The organism is Bacillus sp. S10(2024), from assembly GCF_050473865.1.
Lineage (GTDB): Bacteria > Bacillota > Bacilli > Bacillales > Bacillaceae_G > Bacillus_A.
This window is the reverse complement of record NZ_JBFLUR010000002.1, coordinates 98,857-118,013: the sequence shown is the minus strand read 5'-3', so window position 1 is coordinate 118,013 and position 19,157 is coordinate 98,857. Positions and strand designations below refer to the sequence as shown.

16 protein-coding genes and 1 pseudogene are annotated in these 19,157 nt (G+C 33.4%); 5 read left to right on the top strand and 12 right to left on the bottom strand.

Annotated elements, in window-relative coordinates; genetic code table 11:
* Window positions 1-91: 91 nt before the first annotated feature.
* The 3 genes from AB1280_RS00640 (at window position 92) to AB1280_RS00630 (ending at window position 2,885) form a co-directional block, all read left to right on the top strand.
* Window positions 92-436 carry a helix-turn-helix domain-containing protein gene (locus tag AB1280_RS00640; RefSeq protein ID WP_429754573.1) on the top strand — a complete coding sequence of 115 codons (345 nt, stop codon included), beginning with the start codon at window positions 92-94 and terminating at the stop codon, window positions 434-436.
* A 147-nt stretch (window positions 437-583) separates the two neighbouring features.
* A complete protein-coding gene (recJ, locus tag AB1280_RS00635; RefSeq protein ID WP_429754572.1) occupies window positions 584-2,257 on the top strand; it encodes a single-stranded-DNA-specific exonuclease RecJ in 1,674 nt (557 codons plus the stop codon).
* Between the two features lie 118 nt (window positions 2,258-2,375).
* Entirely contained in the window at window positions 2,376-2,885 is a 510-nt protein-coding gene (locus tag AB1280_RS00630; protein WP_429754571.1) for a DUF4303 domain-containing protein, read from the top strand.
* Between the two features lie 96 nt (window positions 2,886-2,981).
* Here the strand turns inward: AB1280_RS00630 and AB1280_RS00625 are convergent, their stop codons facing one another.
* From AB1280_RS00625 to AB1280_RS00615, 3 genes are all read right to left on the bottom strand, one after another.
* Window positions 2,982-3,164, bottom strand: a complete 183-nt coding sequence (locus AB1280_RS00625) for a hypothetical protein (RefSeq protein WP_429754570.1) — start codon at window positions 3,162-3,164, stop codon at window positions 2,982-2,984.
* A 626-nt stretch (window positions 3,165-3,790) separates the two neighbouring features.
* On the bottom strand, window positions 3,791-4,360 hold the full coding sequence (locus tag AB1280_RS00620; protein ID WP_429754569.1) for an imm11 family protein: 570 nt from the start codon (window positions 4,358-4,360) through the stop codon (window positions 3,791-3,793).
* A gap of 745 nt (window positions 4,361-5,105) precedes the next feature.
* Window positions 5,106-5,684: an EndoU domain-containing protein gene (locus tag AB1280_RS00615; protein WP_429754568.1), complete on the bottom strand. Its 579-nt coding sequence runs from the start codon at window positions 5,682-5,684 to the stop codon at window positions 5,106-5,108.
* A gap of 202 nt (window positions 5,685-5,886) precedes the next feature.
* Here AB1280_RS00615 and AB1280_RS00610 point away from each other — a divergent pair.
* A pseudogene (locus tag AB1280_RS00610) lies at window positions 5,887-6,372 on the top strand (SH3 domain-containing protein); the annotation flags it as partial.
* Window positions 6,373-6,444: 72 nt separating this feature from the next.
* Here the strand turns inward: AB1280_RS00610 and AB1280_RS00605 are convergent.
* From AB1280_RS00605 to AB1280_RS00575, 7 genes are all read right to left on the bottom strand, one after another.
* Complete coding sequence (locus AB1280_RS00605; protein WP_429754567.1) at window positions 6,445-7,017, bottom strand: imm11 family protein; 573 nt, start codon at window positions 7,015-7,017, stop codon at window positions 6,445-6,447.
* Between the two features lie 154 nt (window positions 7,018-7,171).
* The gene (locus AB1280_RS00600; RefSeq protein ID WP_429754566.1) at window positions 7,172-7,825 is read right to left on the bottom strand and encodes an SMI1/KNR4 family protein; all 654 of its coding nucleotides are present in this window, start codon (window positions 7,823-7,825) and stop codon (window positions 7,172-7,174) included.
* Window positions 7,822-9,456: a T7SS effector LXG polymorphic toxin gene (locus AB1280_RS00595; protein WP_429754565.1), complete on the bottom strand. Its 1,635-nt coding sequence runs from the start codon at window positions 9,454-9,456 to the stop codon at window positions 7,822-7,824. The genes AB1280_RS00600 and AB1280_RS00595 overlap by 4 nt, the downstream gene beginning before the upstream one ends.
* On the bottom strand, window positions 9,453-9,815 hold the full coding sequence (locus AB1280_RS00590; protein ID WP_429754564.1) for a DUF3958 family protein: 363 nt from the start codon (window positions 9,813-9,815) through the stop codon (window positions 9,453-9,455). The genes AB1280_RS00595 and AB1280_RS00590 overlap by 4 nt, the downstream gene beginning before the upstream one ends.
* A gap of 41 nt (window positions 9,816-9,856) precedes the next feature.
* The gene (locus AB1280_RS00585; protein ID WP_429754563.1) at window positions 9,857-10,132 is read right to left on the bottom strand and encodes a TIGR04197 family type VII secretion effector; all 276 of its coding nucleotides are present in this window, start codon (window positions 10,130-10,132) and stop codon (window positions 9,857-9,859) included.
* A gap of 606 nt (window positions 10,133-10,738) precedes the next feature.
* Window positions 10,739-14,644, bottom strand: a complete 3,906-nt coding sequence (locus AB1280_RS00580; protein ID WP_429754562.1) for a KAP family P-loop NTPase fold protein — start codon at window positions 14,642-14,644, stop codon at window positions 10,739-10,741.
* Between the two features lie 107 nt (window positions 14,645-14,751).
* The gene (locus AB1280_RS00575; RefSeq protein WP_429754561.1) at window positions 14,752-15,477 is read right to left on the bottom strand and encodes a hypothetical protein; all 726 of its coding nucleotides are present in this window, start codon (window positions 15,475-15,477) and stop codon (window positions 14,752-14,754) included.
* Window positions 15,478-15,616: 139 nt separating this feature from the next.
* Here AB1280_RS00575 and AB1280_RS00570 point away from each other — a divergent pair, with 139 nt between their 5' ends.
* On the top strand, window positions 15,617-15,928 hold the full coding sequence (locus tag AB1280_RS00570) for a hypothetical protein (RefSeq protein ID WP_429754560.1): 312 nt from the start codon (window positions 15,617-15,619) through the stop codon (window positions 15,926-15,928).
* A gap of 318 nt (window positions 15,929-16,246) precedes the next feature.
* Here the strand turns inward: AB1280_RS00570 and AB1280_RS00565 are convergent, their stop codons facing one another.
* Together AB1280_RS00565 and AB1280_RS00560 are read right to left on the bottom strand one after the other, a co-directional pair.
* Complete coding sequence (locus AB1280_RS00565) at window positions 16,247-17,674, bottom strand: restriction endonuclease subunit S (RefSeq protein WP_429754559.1); 1,428 nt, start codon at window positions 17,672-17,674, stop codon at window positions 16,247-16,249.
* Entirely contained in the window at window positions 17,671-19,101 is a 1,431-nt protein-coding gene (locus tag AB1280_RS00560; RefSeq protein ID WP_429754558.1) for an N-6 DNA methylase, read from the bottom strand. The genes AB1280_RS00565 and AB1280_RS00560 overlap by 4 nt, the downstream gene beginning before the upstream one ends.
* Between the last annotated feature and the right edge of the window lie 56 nt (window positions 19,102-19,157).

Genomic DNA, 19,157 nt, shown 5'->3' with positions numbered 1-19,157 from the left:
AAAATCCATGAATATAGACAACCTGTATCTGCATAAAGTAAAAAAATTTAGCATCCATTACAACTTCAAATTATAAACGGAGGGAAAATAAATGGAAAAGAATCTAGGTGCTACTATTCGAGAATACAGAAAGCGAAAAGGGATTACCTTAAATTCATTTGCCGAAACACTAAATGTGTCACCTGGATATTTAAGTAACTTGGAGACAAATAAAACGGATACAATCCAGCTATCACTGCTATCCCAAATCCAAAAAAAATTGAATATCTTTGAAAACGACAACTATATTTCAGATTTGGCAATGTACCCAGACCGCAGAGTATCCGAAGTTTTTCGTAAGTTCATCCAAATTCAAGAATCTAACCCTCAAGCCTTTGATTTTTGGTTAGATACGCTCGAAGAAGCTTTATCTATTTACCATACAGATAAGGAATAAATATTCTTCTCCATATTTGACAATAAAAGAAGATTATATTCATATAAATGAAAATTTTATTTAAATGAATATAATTCAATAAAAAACGAGAACATACCTATTAAATGGATTATGTTCTCGTTTTTTATATTATATGGGAGGATTCACATGAATAAATGGATACCGATGTTTCACTCTTTAGATAACCATCCCGAAAAAAGCTGGATTTATTATTTATCACGTCATTTTGATATACATCCCCTCCTTATATATCATTTATATATACAGGGGCTAACTTGTAAAAAACAATTAGAAGATTATTTTTATCCAAATATTTCTCATTTGCACAATCCTTTTTTAATGAATGAAATGGATCAGGCTGTACATAGAATTATGAAAGCAATTGAGAATAAAGAAAAAATTGTAATATTCGGTGACTATGATTGCGATGGGATTACCTCATCTTCTATATTATTTTCTACATTAAAAAAGTTAGGAGCTCATGTCTATACATACTTACCGCTCCGCGAAAATGGATATGGACTTTCAATCGAATTTGTACAACGCCTACGAGATGATATTGGACTTATTATTACTGTAGATAACGGGTCTAGTGCTTACCCAGCAGTAGATTTGGCTAGGGAAAGGAATATTGATGTAATTGTAACCGATCACCATGAGGTACTAGGCTCAAGACCTAACTGCTATTCTTTCATTAATCCTAAAAGAAAAGATAATTCCTATCCATTCTCAGATTTGTCCGGAGCCGGAGTGGCTTTGAAACTCACACAAGCTATTTTGCAAAAAGCTAATATTCCTTGGGAAAAATATGCTTTTGAGCATTTAGAGCTTGCTGCTTTAGGTACCATTGCTGATTTAATGCCCTTATGTGGTGAAAATAGAACAATTTGTTCACTAGGGATTAGAAAAATGAATTATAGCCCTCATTATGTATTAAGAATGCTATTTGATTTTCTCAAAATAAAAAAAATTGATAGTAATGTTCTTTCTTTTCAAATTGCACCTATATTTAATGCCATTGGTCGAATTGGAGATCCCAATATCGCAGCTAATATGTTAAAACAATCTGGAGCAACTATTCAAGACGTCCAAAAATTAATTTCCATAAACCAACAACGGAAAGTTCTTACACAAACACAATTTTTAATTGCGCAGCAACACATTCAGAAATCACATTATCATTTGGATAAAGTCATTGTATTATATGGCGATTATCATTATGGACTAATTGGATTATTAGCTTCTCGAATTGCTGAATTCTACAAAAAACCAACTATTATAATTTCTCAAAAAGGTGTTGGTTCTGCTCGAAGTGTAAACGGAACATCATTTTCTATTATTAAAGTTATCGATGAATGTAAAAGTTATCTTAAAAAATATGGCGGTCACACATGTGCTGCAGGCTTTTCTATAAAAAATGAATTAATACACATTGAACAATTTCGAAGCGCTATTCAAATAGCTGCTATGAAACAAGAACTCCACAGCCCATTGATTCGTTATAGTAGCCAATTATCTATACAAGAGATCCCACAATTTTTTTTTGATGATATGTATGCTCTTGAGCCGTTTGGTATAAAAAACATAAAACCCATATTTCTTTCAAATTACATTCAGCCTGTCAACTGGAAGACATTCGGCAACAACAAAGAACATGTACAGATAAGAATAGAAAAATATCATGCTCATGCTTATAATAATCAAAATATGCATAGTATTCTTTCTCAAAGACATAGATTTAATATTTTATATTCAATTAATTGTTACATAAAAAGAAGCTTTTTAATACATGACGTAACTGTAGGAAAAAAGAGTACCTAAGAAATTATTCTTCATGTACTCTTTTTTCTTTTGGCTCAGTTAACGTTTAATGTTGACTTTCATGTTAAGATTGAAGTATGTAACAACATGTCGCTACAAAAAGAACGGAGGAAATACGGTGAAAATGCATCTTCAAGAAAGTTTATATGTTGAGTTGAAAAATGCAATTCGTTGTCATTATAACGAACTTATAACTAGGTGTGGTGTTGACACAATATATGGGTACTCCATATTAACAGACGATTGTGTTAATAGCATTGGACCAGTGGCTAATAAAGAAAGACTGATCAAAGTTAATAAATCGGACCCTTTATACAATTATTATAGATATGGAGCTGTTGAGTGGAGCGAATGGGACGATTTCGGAATGTTTGATGAAGTGAACAAAATTATTAAGAAATATCATGAAACCGTCGAAGATGACTTTAACATGCGAGTAAATACACTGTTGAATGAATTGTTAAATGTGTTAATGGAACTTGAATCAGAAGGATTGTTTGGAGACAGAAATGGTAATCGATTTATTGTCATTTGTGTAACTGATTCATCAAACGAAATCATGATTGAATCAGCTCGATTGCTTAATACATTAAAGATATACAAAGAATATGCTTCAGAATTTGCATAAGAATGAATATAAGTAAAACTGCTCTCTATAAGAGGGGGGTTTCTTTTGTCCGAAAGTCAACAATTAATATTAACAGAGCCTTTCTTTTAAAAAGCATTATGAAATCCACTCAATTTGTATGTCTTTTATATTTGGAAACTCTTTTACAACCTTAGCACATAGCGTTGTATACATCATACCATCTTTTTTATCTGCAATAATTGTTTGAGTATGGTGTCCTTCATAAAGTTTGAGACAACCCACTGCCGAAAGCCTTAATACATCAACACCTGATTTCATAAAATCTGAGACCAAAATTCACTAAGGTTGAGATTGGAGAAACTTTTTTCACAAAACGTGATACGAGAGAACTTTCTCGAATCTCAATATTTTGTAACCACCAAGACAAATTTTACATTTTCCTCCAAGTCCTCTTTTACACTTAAGATTGCGCATAGCCCACTTGACATGGAGCCTCTACAGGAATGATAAACAGCCTTGAAGCCTTGGTATTAAAAGAACCAAAGCTTCAAGACTGTTACTATAAGACTATCTTACCTTCTTATCCAATTGAGAGACAAACGTGGCTAAAAGTGTAAAACTTATTCTGGCGTTTACATATGTATCCTTTATCTATTTTATAACAACTCTTATTGTTATTCTTTATAATCATCGAGAATTTTATTTTTAAAGCCTTAATGATTCACAGAGATTTGGGTACAGAAACTTAAAATATTGTATGTATATATTTGTTTATGTTACCAACAGCGACTGCAAGATTGAATATGAACAAAACCATTTCAAGGGAGGGTTCTTCCTATTTTTGAATAATCAACACACCTAATGTGAAGTAATAGAAAATCCGACTCAATCTAATATGAGTCGGATTTTCTTTAGTTTATAACATGATGAAACTAGAACTTTGATTACATATTCGATTCGGAATCCCATACCTCAATAAATTTAAAGCCTTTTAAATCACTTTTTAAAATTGTATTTCTAAATTCATCTGATACGAAAACCGAAGTAGGATGAATTCTTTGATTTATATATACTTTAAAAATCATTTCATTGTGAACAGTATTAGGAATAAATGCGAATTTTTCACATCCTATTACTAGACCTGTGATTAATTTTTTAAAGATTGCTTTATTACTGTCAATTGCATCTAGTACATTTAAAACATGGACTAGATAATATACTTCATTTATTTTATTATGAACAAGTGGAAGAAATTCAACATTAGCACCTATTAAAGGCTCTAATAAATTTTTTGCTTGTTCACTAATCATTATTGAACCAGTTTCTCCCCAAAAATGCGGACAGTCGCTTTGACTGCCTTCTTCTATACATTCAATGAATATTTCTCCCCATGAATCTAATAAAACTGCTGTAGAGTTGAACTTCCCTTCAAAATATTTTTTGTCTTCTTTATAATTCAATAGTTGAAAGGATGCATAGTCATCAAACAAACTTCTCAATTCCCAAATTTTCATTTTCACCCTCCTTTGCTATTCTTCTAGTATAAATAAGATTACTCCTTCTTCGGTTTATTTGATTTTAATTCACCATTCAATAATTTTAGGGGAGCAAAAACGTCCACCAACTTTGAAATTCGAATTTTTATTTATTATTTTATTAGATATAATAATCAGGATTTTCGTCCATTTTTATATAGTTTTTCTGATTTTATTTGATTTTTTTATGATAACTATTGAGTTCATGGCGCTTATATTTCAATTAAAGTAAATTAGGGCTTATAATAATTAATTAAACCAATAATCTATGTTCTGCTTAATAAAAAGCAGCTGTATACGCTTCTAAGTGCATGATATAGCTGCTTTTTTTAAATGCGATATCTATATATATCGCAATGTGAGATTGAATCTATTCATCTAAATTCGATTGTATTTAAAATATCATTTTTTCTACAACTTCAACAGATGGTCTTATTGTAGAGTTCGGAAATTTTTGTACTAAACGTTTTAAACACTCCACGTATTCTTTAGTTTTTTCGTCAAAATCTACATCCTCAAATACTTCACTAATCCATTCTACCTCTTCTTCTGAAGCGGTATCTAAAAATTTAATAGTTTGCTCAATATCTTCGCTTAATAATTCTGCAAGTTCTCCCCATTTTTTTCAATTTTAAAAATATTTTCAGGATGAACTGCCTTTCGTTCCTCTATAATTTTTCTTACTTGTTCTTCAAACATAATTAATTCTCCTTTATTTGCATTTTTAAAGTTGTTTTGTTCCATCTGGGAATACAGTTACAATCTTACCGTTTGTTTTTATTACTCCAACTCTAACACCTTTATATTCACCAAATATCATATTTCCGTCTTTTACATTTATATTTTCTTGAAGGTTAGCAACATATTCACCAGCTTCTTTTATATCGTTTCTAGTCCAGGATTCGGGAAACCATGCTTGACCTGTACCTGTTCGTTTGGGTTTAGATTTATGATCAGGAACATTTCCAATTCTGATGCCGTTCCCATATGTATGTTCAATGTTATATTGAATACCATGTTGTTTCAAGAAATCTATATTTTCTTGTCCATGTCCACCACTTTTAAATTTATTAATTGTATTTGTCTTAGGATCAAATGTAAAGTCTCCTTTAGATGCGTAATTTAAAGGTTGTTCTTCAACCGAGTGAATAAGTGTAGATTCGACTTCTTTGCTTGTATCTAGCTTAGTAGAGTTACTTTCTCCTCTAGCGAACTGATAAGTTGATAATTTTTCTTCAGCTTCAAAAGCAGTAGAATTAAAACTAGACCTTAGATTAAGTCCATTTGTATCCGCAGACGCCAATCGATGTTCTATGCTTAAATTATCAACCTAATTTGTAACAGTTTGTTGTATACGTGGTACTTTGACATCCTTTACTTTTGCATATCTGGCTCCTTTTAACACTGTTGCAATTTCACTTATTCCTTTATCACCAATTAGTCCTGCGCCTATTGTCTCATGGCGTGTCTATGACATAATTTAGAGCAGACGTTATAACAACTATGGTGATACTATCGTAAATAATGCACCTTCGGAAGCGTCTAATGTAGTAAAACAAGCAAACGGTATTGCATATATCGAAGGTACTAACGTTAACTTACGCAAAGGTCCAGGTACTAATTACGGCGTACTTCGAAAACTACAACGAGGAGAAGCGTATAAAGTGTTCGCTGAAAAAGACGGCACTGACGGAAAGTGGTTAAACCTAGGTGGCGACCAATGGGTGAAGTATGATCTGTCTTATATTCGTTATACTCAAAGCGAAGCGTCTGGCGGTAATAATAACGCAATCAACAAGCGCGTCGTATCGAAAGTAAACGATCTTAACTTCTATACGAAAGCTACGTGGGACAAGTCGTATGTAGCCGGTACAGTCGACGCAGGATTCGGCTGTACTATCGATGCGAAGGTAAATGTCGATGGGTATCCGCAATACCGCGTGCATAATTCGAAAGGTGTGACGTATTACATTACGGCTAGTGTGAAGTAATAACAAATCCGACTCATATTAGATTGAGTCGGATTTTCTTTAGTTTATAACATGATGAAACTAGAACTTTGATTACATACTTGATTCTGAATCCCATACCTCAATAAATTCAAAACCTTTTAAATCACTTTCTAAAATTGCATTTCTTAATTCATCTGAGACAAAAACAGAAGGAGTGTGTAATATTTCATTTAAGTAAACTTTAAATATTGTTTGGTTCTTAAGCATATTAGGTAAGAATGCGTATTTTTTGAAATCTATTATTAAGCCAGAACGTAGTTTCTTTAGTATAGCTTTTTCATAGTCAATAGCATCTATTGCATTTAAAACGTTAATTATATAATACACTTCTCCCGTCACATCATGAATTAGGGGAAGGAATTCTACATTATTACCAAGCATAGACTCTAAGAATTTTTTAGCTTTCTTACTAACCATTGGTGTACCAACTTCTCCCCAAAAATGAGGGAAATCACTTTGATTTCCTTCTTCTACACATTTAATACGTATTTCTCCCCATGAATCAGAAGTTTTTACTGCCGAATCAATTTTTCCTTCAAAATACTTTTTAGAATCTTCTTCTAAATTCAATAGTTGAAAGGATTCATAGTCATCAAATGAACTTCTCAATTCCCAAATTTTCATTTTTACTCTCCTTTGAGATTTAAGATATTTAAAGCCGCCCATTTTTAGGTGGGCGGCTTGTTCTTTAACTCTATTCAAATGTTATGCTTGTGGTGTAGGAAGATCCACTTCACCTTCAAGACTTACAATATCACCAGTGTGTCTATATTTAATACTAATTATTTATATCAGTAGGTACTGCACTTAGGGCTACACCAACAGGTCCTAATTTTTCAATTAATTTTTTTGCCTTACCATATGGAAATTTCTTCACTAATATAAAAGGAAGATTTTTTGACCCCTTTAATAAATCCCCTGTTGAAATGTCAAGTGCTAATACACTTTTTATTTTTACTAAGTCTTTTAATCCTCCATTAGGAGTTTCTACTAATACTATATTACACGTATCAGGAAATTCCACTGCTATCTTCTGTATCTTTTCATTTAAACACCCTGCATTTACCCAATCACTAAAATCTAAGGTAATTACAGTAGCATGATTGGGATCCATATCACCAGAATCAACAACCAATACTTCTTTTACATCTGCACTTTGCAACATTAAAAAAACATTACCACTACCATCATCACCGATAGAAACATACCCACTTGCATATTCAGTTACTTCCCAAGTCTCATTTCGTTCTAGAATATCCTCAGTACCATAAATAGTTAAACCTCCACCAACTGAAAAACCATTCGTATATCTCAATAAATCCTTATATGCATTAGGAAATTCCATTTTCATCAGATCTTCTAATTCTTGAATTTCAATATCACTTGCTGGGTTATTTTTTATTAAATCAGGAATTTTAGATAAGTCTATCATTCTTTTATAAAACCTCCTAAACTATCAAAATATTTATAAGCATCAACTAATACCTTTCTTGCAACTTTTTGATCAACCCCTGCCTCAATCATTTCCCTATAGCTTACATTAAATTCATAGCGTATATCAGTATCATACCCCTCAATTCTTCTTCGTTTTCGTTGCATAGCAGAAATTTTCGCATGTGGCAAACCAGAACTTGATGGTAAAAGTATTGCTTGAGCTTTCTTTTCGTTATAATCGAAGTCACCATTTTTAGCCCACTTTTTAGCCCACTCATTTTGTATAGGGTGATGTGACTGTATTCGATTATCAGCAGCTATATTTTTATTTCCTGGAGCCCGATTAACCGCTGGACTTAAATAGCCATGTTCATCTATATCTCCTTTTTGATATCCCCCTGGTCTTTTGGCATTACCTACATTGTTATTTACATTCGCTCCTTTGCCAAGAGTATTATTTAGTCCGTTACTTGTTCCACTACTTGCTCTAACAAAGAAATCTTTAGTTGAAAGTCCTTCATTTGTGAATGAATTCATACCAGCAAAAGCAAGTCGATTTTCTATGCTTAAATTATCAACCCAATTTGTAACAGTTTGTTGTATACGTGGTACTTTGATGTCCTTTACTCTTGCATATCTGGCTCCTTTTAACACTGTTGCGATTGTACCAATACCTTTATCAAAAAGTGCACCTATTGCGAATTGTGTTGCCCCATAACTGAACCATATTACAGCATCTTCAAAATCACCATTTTTTACATTCTTAATATATGAATCTGAAAGGACATTGTACATGGTTCTAAGGGTATTAAAAGGGTGCGATGCAGCATACACCATATCTTCCCACGTTTCCTTGTCACTCAATGCTTTAAGACCTTCGATTTCGTCTCCAACAGCTCGTCCAGAACCGATTTGCCATCCTTCTTTAAATTGATCTAATGTAGTCTTGTCATTCTTCATGAAATCAGATTGACCGAGATCTTCAACCTCTTGACTGGAAAACCATTCTGCTTCACGTTTTGCTATAATTTCTTGAATAGGAGCTGCCCAATCCATATTTAGTTCTCGTGTACTAAATGTCCCTGATGCAGGACTAAAACCTTTCCCGCTTTGAACTTCAGCAAGACCTCGTGCAATGCTGGCAGCTAGTTGAATTGCTGTATCATAGTTACTACTAGAAGTATAATTGAATTCATACAGATGTTCCAATTTTTCTTGCAACTTTTGTTTCATTGCATCAAACATACCCACCATAACCTGCATAGCCGGAAGGACATTGCTAATTCCTTCAATACCTGCTTTCGTTCGGTCAATTTGTAACATCTGTTCCTTTATTTCTTCTTCAATGACATCTGTTGTAGCGACTCGAGATTGGAAATCACTCGGAAAGGCATTATTCTGGCGAATTAATTCTTCACATAAGTAAATGATTCCTTGTGCCAATGGGTGAAAAGTTTGCATAAAGAATACTTTTGCGCTGTCATAAGTTTGTCCTTGCAGGATATTATCGCTTACAAAGGCATTAATCGAACTGATAGCTTGTTCCATCCCTTGAATAGTTGCAGTACAAAAAGCATTCATACTCTGTGTCTGAGCTTGTACTTCACCTAGATACATGTTTAAACTCATGACTTCACCTCCAATGCTAACTTTTGACGTTGATGATGAAGGTCATTTTCTAGATTGCTTAGGTTTTGTTTCTCCTTTAGCAACGCTACTTTTTGCTCTTCCAATTCGTATGTAAGTTTTCGTTCAATTTGCCCTGCATCTTGACGCATATTATGAAAAAATTGTCCTAGTTCTCTATCGTTATGCCAAGTTTCTAATAAACGATCAAACAAGCGATAGCTTTGACCTTTCCATTCATAAAAATCTGCTTCTGCTTGTTCTTGCTTTTGAATAGCGCGTTGATTTTGATATTGGTCTTCAGATACAATTCTTACTTTATAATTTAGTTGACTCATTTGTTTTTGGATATCTTGACTCATTTTTTCACTCCTACTTTTCCATGTTTATGTAGGTTGCTATCTCACTTGAACATTCTTTGAAGTTCGTTATCCATACGCTCAAATTCCTGGGCTACAGAATGAATGTTGCTAGCGGCTTGTTGAAAGGCGCTATAAAAGTGTTTCGTTAATTCCAAAGCTTGTTGATTCGCTTCTTGTGCTTTGGAGTTAACCGATAACGTTGTACGTGACGATTTTGTTATCGATCTACTTGTGGCACTTTGAATCGTATCAGCAGCAGTTCCCATTTGCGTCGCGATTTGTCCTGCCGTTTGAAAATTACTTTGAAATTTCCCCATCGCCTGCATCCTCTCTATACTTAATAAAACATGAAAATTATACCATATTTGTATAGACTTTTATATTGACAGAAATAGAGCATCTTTGTTTCAAAGATGTTTTTTAACTTCGAAAGTCAATTCAATTATAAAAGTTATGTATCGTTTTGAAATTCATAAGGCTACTGATTGCATAACAGTATATTTTATTGGTGAGGATCACAGTAGGTTTGTGATTACTAGTCTTGAAGAAATGCTTATGATGATACCGAACGAAATAGAGCAGAAACGTTACCGAAATATAGTAGGTAACGCTGAGTGGTTGTTACTAAATGGTATACATGATTATTGAGGTATGACAGAAAAAGAGGTAACAGCCTTTTTTTATTTGAAGGAAAATGTATTAGATGAGATGGAAGCAGGTATAGAAGCATAATAAAAACATGAAAGAGGGGGAGAGAATCCCCCCCTTTTTTCATTTGATCTGCTTTAAGGCTTACCCAAAGCTTATCTTTTTAACAATTTCTTTGAATCTATCGCTATTTAATAATTTTTTCCACAGTATCGAAACTACTTACTTTTCATCGAACAGTCCTTTTCTTATTTGCTGAAACATATAGTTTTTTCCTAACTAAAAAGTGCCTTCCGCTTCTTCTTTGAAAACAACTTATCATTAATCAAAGCTTTCTCGTCTTCATTAACTACGTCTTTTTGGATTGCCTGTTCAAATTCTTTCGTCATTCCATACACCTTAGCTACCTTTAGTACCTGTTCCTTTACAGACATATTCACACTTCGGAACATTGGAACGATTTGCGAGGATACATGACGTTTATCATGTCCAAATTTGAAATCCTTTAGTTTCGTGATAAGTACATCACAAAGATCTTGTATATAACCATCGTCACTTTCCCTCATCATATCAACAATTAAATTTGTTAGATGGGTTCTATTAAGTGCTTGAAAGTAACCTGTACATAAATTCAATAATTTCATTTGATGGCTTCTCTGTCCATAATCTAAAACAGGGTTTATTGCATAATTTAAAATTCCAGCAACAATATTTTTATCTATCGATTTTAGAAGAATTTCCTCTATTGCCTCTACACTTAAGTTGCTTTGCAACAGTTCGTCTAAGACCTCATATTGTTTTTCAATATCCTTATCGATTTCTTCACCCTTATTTGCTAAGAAAAATTTCCTTACAGTTCTGTGAATAACACCTATATTATCTTGATATATGCTTTCAGATAAGTCTGCAACATTACGGACTAAATTTACAAAACTTCTCACACTAAGTGCAGAAAATCGAGAATACAATTCGTCTAAGAATTCATTTGTCTCTACATGAATGTTATCGATAAGGAATTTAGCATATGCATTAGAGTTTTCCTTAGTAAAATGTTTTTTTACAGATTTTAAGAAATAAAGTGCATTAATCTTATCAGCATATGTATCAACCCTTTGCATCACTACATTAATTACTTCCTCTGCTCTTTCTTTAGGTAAATTTGTTCCTATACACATTAAACCTTTTAAAGCGACATCTGGGTAATTCGGTATCATACTAAGGAGTGCACTAACCAGCCGCTCCAAATATGTCTCATCAATGAGCGGTGCGTTTACCTTCAATAATTTTAAAAATCCACTTGCCCAACCATGGTATTGGTACCATCCCTGATTAGTAAAATAATCAATTCCCTGTTCAATATTTCTTTTGATGTAAGTATGATTCTTTTCTTCTCGCCCTAATATAGCATATGTAGCGTTTATTCTATCAAATTGATTAATACCAGCACCGCTATTATTAATCGGGGTCATCAAGTTACTGAAGAGTGTTTCCCTTTGCGCACTAGTAAAATATAGGTTTGCTATTTCCAATGATCTATCGTATAGAGACGAGGCAGATACATGATCAATCAAAAAACTAGATGTTTCACTTAAATTCTCAGAGTTATCCTCTTGCAATGAAACAATATGTTCAATAAGTAGCGACATCTCCTCTGCAATCTGCTGGTTACCTTTTCCTAGTTCATTTACAATAAATTTGTCTAACCTTCTAGCTAACTCTTTATCAGTATCTAAATCAAATGGAATCTTCCTCATAAATTGAGACAATTGTATTACATCTTTTGGTTCTTCGAATTTCTTACCAGCTATTCCATATATAATTCTAGCTCCTGTTTCCTTATCTATTTTAGAGATAACCGGTTCTACTAAGTCAAGAATCTTAAATAAGAACGATTTGTCTGCAATACCGCTAATACGATGTATTGTTTTCACAAATTCCATCTCATGCGTATTTCTTATTAAAGGAGCAGTCTCTAAAAATATCTCAACACATTCTTCCCATTCTTCCCATGGTTTCTCATCCTCTTCCATATCCGAAAGAAGTTGCTGATAAAAATTAAGGTTAAAATATTCAGCGAACACGTTTGGATGTTGCCGACAAAGATTTAGTAGTTCAATAAACGGATAGAAACCATAATTTTCATCTCGTGATGCAATAAATGTTTTTATTTTATTCCGTAACTTTTCGGGTAGCTCAGCCTCATGATTAAGAAAATAACCTACATAATTGGTAATCTGTTGAATATAATCCTCAACAGTCATGTCTTTTCCTAATGTTGTCTTCCAATCACTACTCTGATTAAAAAGTTGATCCATGGCATATAATAGAGGCTCTTCTGCAATATCTTTGCTCTCTGCTAATACATAAACATTAAACAAATTTTGCAATTCGATTTGCCAAAATCGCATATTAGGGATGCCTATTACCATTAATCTCTGAACAATAGCATTTGCAAGCTCCGTTCTTCGTTCAATCGGCATATGTTCAACAAGCTGATATGCTGCTTTTAATACAGATGGTAAATCCTTAATTCTACAGTTTTTAACAGTATCGATAACAACTATTGCAACGTGTTCTGCATGTATTTCTTGTTCTAATATAGCAAGCACACCTTTATCATTTCCGCTTACGAGACTTTTTTGAATATTACGTTGCTTCTCATCACCAGCCATTAGTCCAACTGCATCTTGTGCCAAATAGATAAACGGTGCCATATTGTCGACTGTAATATGTTGCTGTGCAATTAAAAAGTTCATCAAGCCCTCATAACCAGACTTTAACTTATACGTCGAGCCTTTCTTTTCAAAGAGCCTTTTAATCGTTGTTTTTACCGGCAGCCTTTCCTTCTCTTTACTGTAGTAAAATGCAAGAAGGTCATCTAGGAAATAAAAATCTTTCGAAATATTCATATAGATCTCATTATAATCTGATTGGATAACCGATACCTTAGCTAAAAATCGTAATCCCCGCTCGCTCGTTAAAAGTTTTTCTTCCAACTTTCTTTCGTCAGTCTCCCGTGCCTTTGCTATGAGAAGATTATTGGCAAACGTATTGAGTAGCTTCTTTACCTGCCTTGGCGTGGTTACCTCGGCATGGATAAGAATATCTGTTACAATCTCGTCAAATCTGTCCCCACATAATTCGACTAATCCCTCGGCTTCCTCCCTTACCAAGTCTAAAGCATATTGCGCCATGTCACTTTCAATAATTGGTGGTATAGGAATTCTAAAATGGAACAGCTTGTCCAAGAACAGTTCCCCATCGATGTGTTCGGTAGACTTATTCAACTTCTCCTTCTCCAAAGCCTGAATTAATATATTTTCATCACAAGCTACAATAAAGATACACTCATCTACATCCACAAAAGCTTTGATAGCATCCAAAGCAGCCACTACCTTTTTCGAACTCAAACGGTCTAAATCATCCACTATAACAATAAGCTTACTAAACTTTGGATTTTTCTTCTTGTATTTTTCAATCTCTTCTTTAAACAGTTCTTCATATTCGTCAGCAGTTTCTACTGGTTTAACTAATTGTATATCCGCCGTTTTCTGTTGCGTAGAAGATTTCACAAAATCTTGTAACATTGCACCCAAGGGTGCAACGATAATAGGCATCCATATATTTTTCTTAAAATACTCAAATGAATTTACCATGTTTCCTTTAAGAGTATTTTCCGTGAAAAAAGCATTAATTATATCCGAAATAAAAAGAACTCCTGCAAATGCTGCTGATGAAGTTAAAAAAAGAAAACCTAATAACACGAGTAAAGGTTTTAGTTCTTTAATCAATCCCCTAATATTATGTGTTCTATCTCCAATGACAGCACCTGCTCTGAATTCCCGAAACATCTCTCGATATTGTTTGAGAACACTCACATTTTTGTCTTCATTCAACTTTCTCCAAAGGTTCTTCAGAAAGGCTTTTTTTAGAGAATCATTTTCATATTTCCATGCATTAATCTCAAAAACCTTATACTCATCTTTACCATGCAATTCTTTCTTTAATAGATTTATGATGGATGATTTACCTACGCCCCATTTACCAATCAAAGCGATATTAAAAGGAGGGTTATGTTCCATAATGATTTGCTTAATATTTTTCACATAATCATGATGGTGAAAAGAATCATCCCCTTTATTTTCTAGTGCAGTGTCTTTTAAGAAATACGATTTGTCCAATTCCTGACCTCCTCTATTACTGTGTAGAAATACATTAATTGAAACACAAATAACAATATTTTTAAGATTATGCTTTTAACAAGTTTCTCTTTCAAATGGACTTTGTACTATTTTTTAGGTATCCCTAACAATAAGGAAGCGTTAACCGTATTCTCTTCTTTTTCATCTCCACCTACACCTTCTACATGAGCATCTAATGGGAATCCATCAAGCCTATAAGATTCAGGGTGTTGTTCATTTGTGCTTAACCATATAATAGCTTTATCAAAATCTTCATTTGCTGTATTTTCGAATTCTTCATCTCCAATATAGACAATTAGCGTATCCTTAGGTAATTGTCTAACAAATTTAGTTGCATCCTCATTTGAATCAGGAGGATAACAAATAATTACAATAAATCTCTTGCCCGGTTCTTCTTCTTTGATCAGGTTAATATTTTGGACAACCTCTTCCGCAGATTTCTTCTCTATATCATATACTGCATCTATCATTCTAGAAGGATATTCTAATGTGTTCATTCTATGTAGGTAGTCTTCTCCACTATCTGAAGCTCGAACTTCAACTCCTTGTTCATTTAAAGCTCTTGCCAACCAACCTCTACCTGCCATTACCTCTATGCACTCCCAATCACCTGAATTCATCGCATTTTTTATCCATTTTGCTAAAGGTTTTACCCATTCATTGTCAATCACAGCGTACATTCCATGATATCGATATCTGCTATATTCCCAGATACCTCCATCATCCGGAATATCTGGTAGATAATAATATGGATTATTAAAAATATCTTTGAAATTATAATGATCCGTTTTACTAAAATTAAAATCAACCATTCTCTATTTCTCCTTTTTCTATTAACTGTAGTCTAATCATTATAAAGTAAATTTTACAATTTATGCACATTAATCCCAAACAAGTAATAATCAAAGGATTTTTTTCGTTTTTAAAAAACTATACAGTAGGAGGGATAGTATGAATAATGACTTATTAAAGAAAAAAATCGAAAAATTCGCCTACACTATGATGGACAAGTATTTTGAAAAACCTGAAGATAATCGTTATTGGCGACAACAACTAAATATCAAATTTAGAAATGGTTATTCTGTATGGTTTGGTAATTTGTATAATTATGGCGGTAAAAGTGTGACCATCGAATGGGATTCGGAATTATCATTTCGTATCCAAATTAATCACCTACCCAAAGAAATAGCATTAAATATAGAAAAAGAATTTTATGATTTTGTTATAGCAATAAAAAATAATTGTGATATAAATCCTAAATAACACACTCCCATATACCAGCAAAGTGTGTTTTTACTTCAACACAATAAAAGAAATACAAAAGCAAGGTTAAGAAAACATTCAAACTCCTTTTCATTTTTCATATTTTTATAGTTAATAGCACATTCTCATCAATTCTATTTTGTTATCAACTTACTAATATTATTCTCAAAAATAATATTTCTATGCATAAAAGGAGCTGTCTCATAAGCCAAATTCCCGACTATGTGACACTCCTTTATATTTTAGATTAATATAGCAATGTTTCTATTTTTACATTTTGGAGGAGCGTACCCTTTTTGGACAGCCCCTTCTAGTTACTTAGGATTTTAATATTTCTTTTAACAGTTCAATCGCATTCTCTTCGCTTGGGTCATTTGTTCCAAGTTCTCCTCGGAAAGCTTTGGAGAGGATTGCTTGTTTCATTGCTTCAATCTCATTATCTATATTCTCAAGCTGTTTCTTCTCTTTTTCCATACAATTTAGCATCTTTTTAAGCAACCTAATAATTTCTTCGATTTCTTCTTTGGGAGGTAATGCAATCTCAATATTATTTAATTTATCACTAGATACGTTCGGGAATGTAGATCCTGTACCCAAATTATAAATAGATGATTGAATACTGTTGATTTTAAAATTAAGAAACTCCTGTACTAGTGGAGAACTAATTGCAGCTACACCTCTCCCAATACAAGCCTTAAAACCAGCAATATTCATTCTCCCCGTAGTAGAACCACGTACACAAATTAACAAATCACCTTCCTCACACATCTTAGTAGGAGACGTAGTCCATTTTATCATTTTTGTTTTCGAAAAAGCTTTAGGTCCAAATTCTACTGGTCCATTTATCAAAGGAGTACCGTTACCAACATCATTATAAGTATCTCCTTTTGGACTTTGTCCCATTGTTATCTTAGAAATATCTCCTAACTTAACGGAACACCATTTGTTTGGAAATCCTTCTGTAAAAGAGATTGGTATTTCTTTTTTTTTAAGGTTTTTTTGTATCTGAGAGACTAGCTCTTCTACATTGGAGCAACCATTCTGTACTCTCCATTTCCTTGTCAATTCCCCACGAAACGCCATATCTAAAATAGCCGCTCGACGAAGTTCAAACGTTTCCTTCGCTTCCTCAATCAACTGCTTTGCCTCTTCAATTTTATCTAAAAGACGCTCCACTTTCTCAACAATACGTTTTTGTTCAAAAATTGGAGCAAGTGGGATTAACGTCTTGTTAGCATTTGAAATAGTATAAGTGTCAACTGTGGTCCCTGCAGACATTTTTTTAATCAGACTCTTAGCAAATTCCGACTTCAAATAATAATTTATATACTTAATATTAAGGTTAAATTTATTTTTAAACCAAATAACATTACCATCTTTAAAATAAAATTTCTCTTCACTATTAACAATATAGGTTTCCCCTATGGTACCTACTCCTGTAATTAGTAAATCATTCATTTTAGGAACACCATATTTTGATTTTAACTCTAAATACAATTCTTCAGAAATAAAAATCCCATTTTCTATTTCTTCTTTTTTATTCAAACGCACAATTTCTCTCGCTCGATAAAAAGGTACTCCCTTACTTTCCCATGATGATTTCAAAACTCTTTTACTGGAACCAATTTCACCAATCGTCCCTAATCTTACCCATCTCCAATTCTGTGGGACTGCATAAGGCTGCTCTTCCTTTGGTACTAATGCTGCATCTAATATCTCTTCGATGATCTTTTTTTCATTACTCACTGTATAACTACCTCACCTTCTTCTACCGCTCGTAATTCTTCCACAACTTCGTTTAACAAATATATTGCTTGCTGCAGTTTTGCAATTGCTTCTTCCGCAGAATCAATTGGGTTTGGTAAATTCTCATAAGCAAATAGAGATCCATCTGCAATTAATCCTATATCTAAGCTGTCATCTTTTTTTGCAATTTCTTCTCGCGTGAACGCATTCCAACGCTCGTCTTCCTCTTTGGAACGGTCTGCTGCTTGGTATGCTTTGATAAACCCTTCAAAATGTGCCTCTGTTAACGGTGTACGTTTCCCAAACGAAGGCATGTTTGTACGTAGGTCATATACCCATACTTCTTTTGTATTATCTTGGTCTGTTTTTTCTCTTGTAAAGAATAAAACATTTGTTTTAACACCCTGTGCGTAGAAAATACCTGTTGGCAAACGTAAAATAGTATGCAAGTTACATTTGTTCATCAAATCACGACGAATTTGTGCACCAACTCCACTTTCAAATAAAACATTATCAGGGAGAATAACCGCTGCACGAGCTTGTCCATCATCCTTCAATGCGTTATAAATTAACTGCAAGAAATTTAATTGTTTATTGGATGTTTCAAACGTTAAATCATCACGAGTCGCTCGTTCTCCGCCTTTTTTTGTACCAAATGGAGGGTTCGTTAAAATAACATCAAAATTCTTCATCCATTTCCCGTTGCTTGATAAAGTATCTCCTTGTTCTAGACGCCCTTCCATGTCATGCAGTAATGCATTCATTAGTGCAAGGCGATGCGTATCTTTCACAAGTTCCATACCAGTAAACGCTTCTTCTTTTTGAAACTTAACTACCTCTGGGTCTAAATCAAAGTATCTATCTGTTTTATTCTTCAAATATTGGTCTGCTGCAATCATAAAACCAAATGTTCCTGCTGCAGGGTCATTACAACGCTCACCAGGTTTTGGATCTATTAATTGAACCATTACATCAATTAATACACGTGGCGTAAAGTATTGCCCTGCTCCTGATTTTGTTTCACTTGCGTTTTTCTCTAATAAACCCTCATACAGATTTCCTAAACCTTCTTCTTTGGCATTGTACCAATCAAGCGCATCAATAGATTTAATAATTTTCTCTAGATTTTTTGGTTCCGCAATACTCGTCGCAGCATCGCTATAAATTTGACTTAATCTTTCATTAGAACTATTTCCCAATTCAAGCAGTAAACGCTGATAGAATTTTTTTAAATCTGTACCTTCTTGCTCTAATAAATCATCCCAGCGATATCCTTCTGGGATAACACCTTCTGTTTCTTGTTCTTTCATCATTTTTAAGAACAGTAAGTATGTTAACTCTGTTACATATTGTTGATATGTAATTCCGTCATCACGCAGTACATTACATAAATTCCATAGCTTTTGAACGATTTCTTGGTTGTTCATTTCCTTACCTCCTAATGCTTTTCACTCTTTATTTCAATACTAAAATTTCTTCTCTA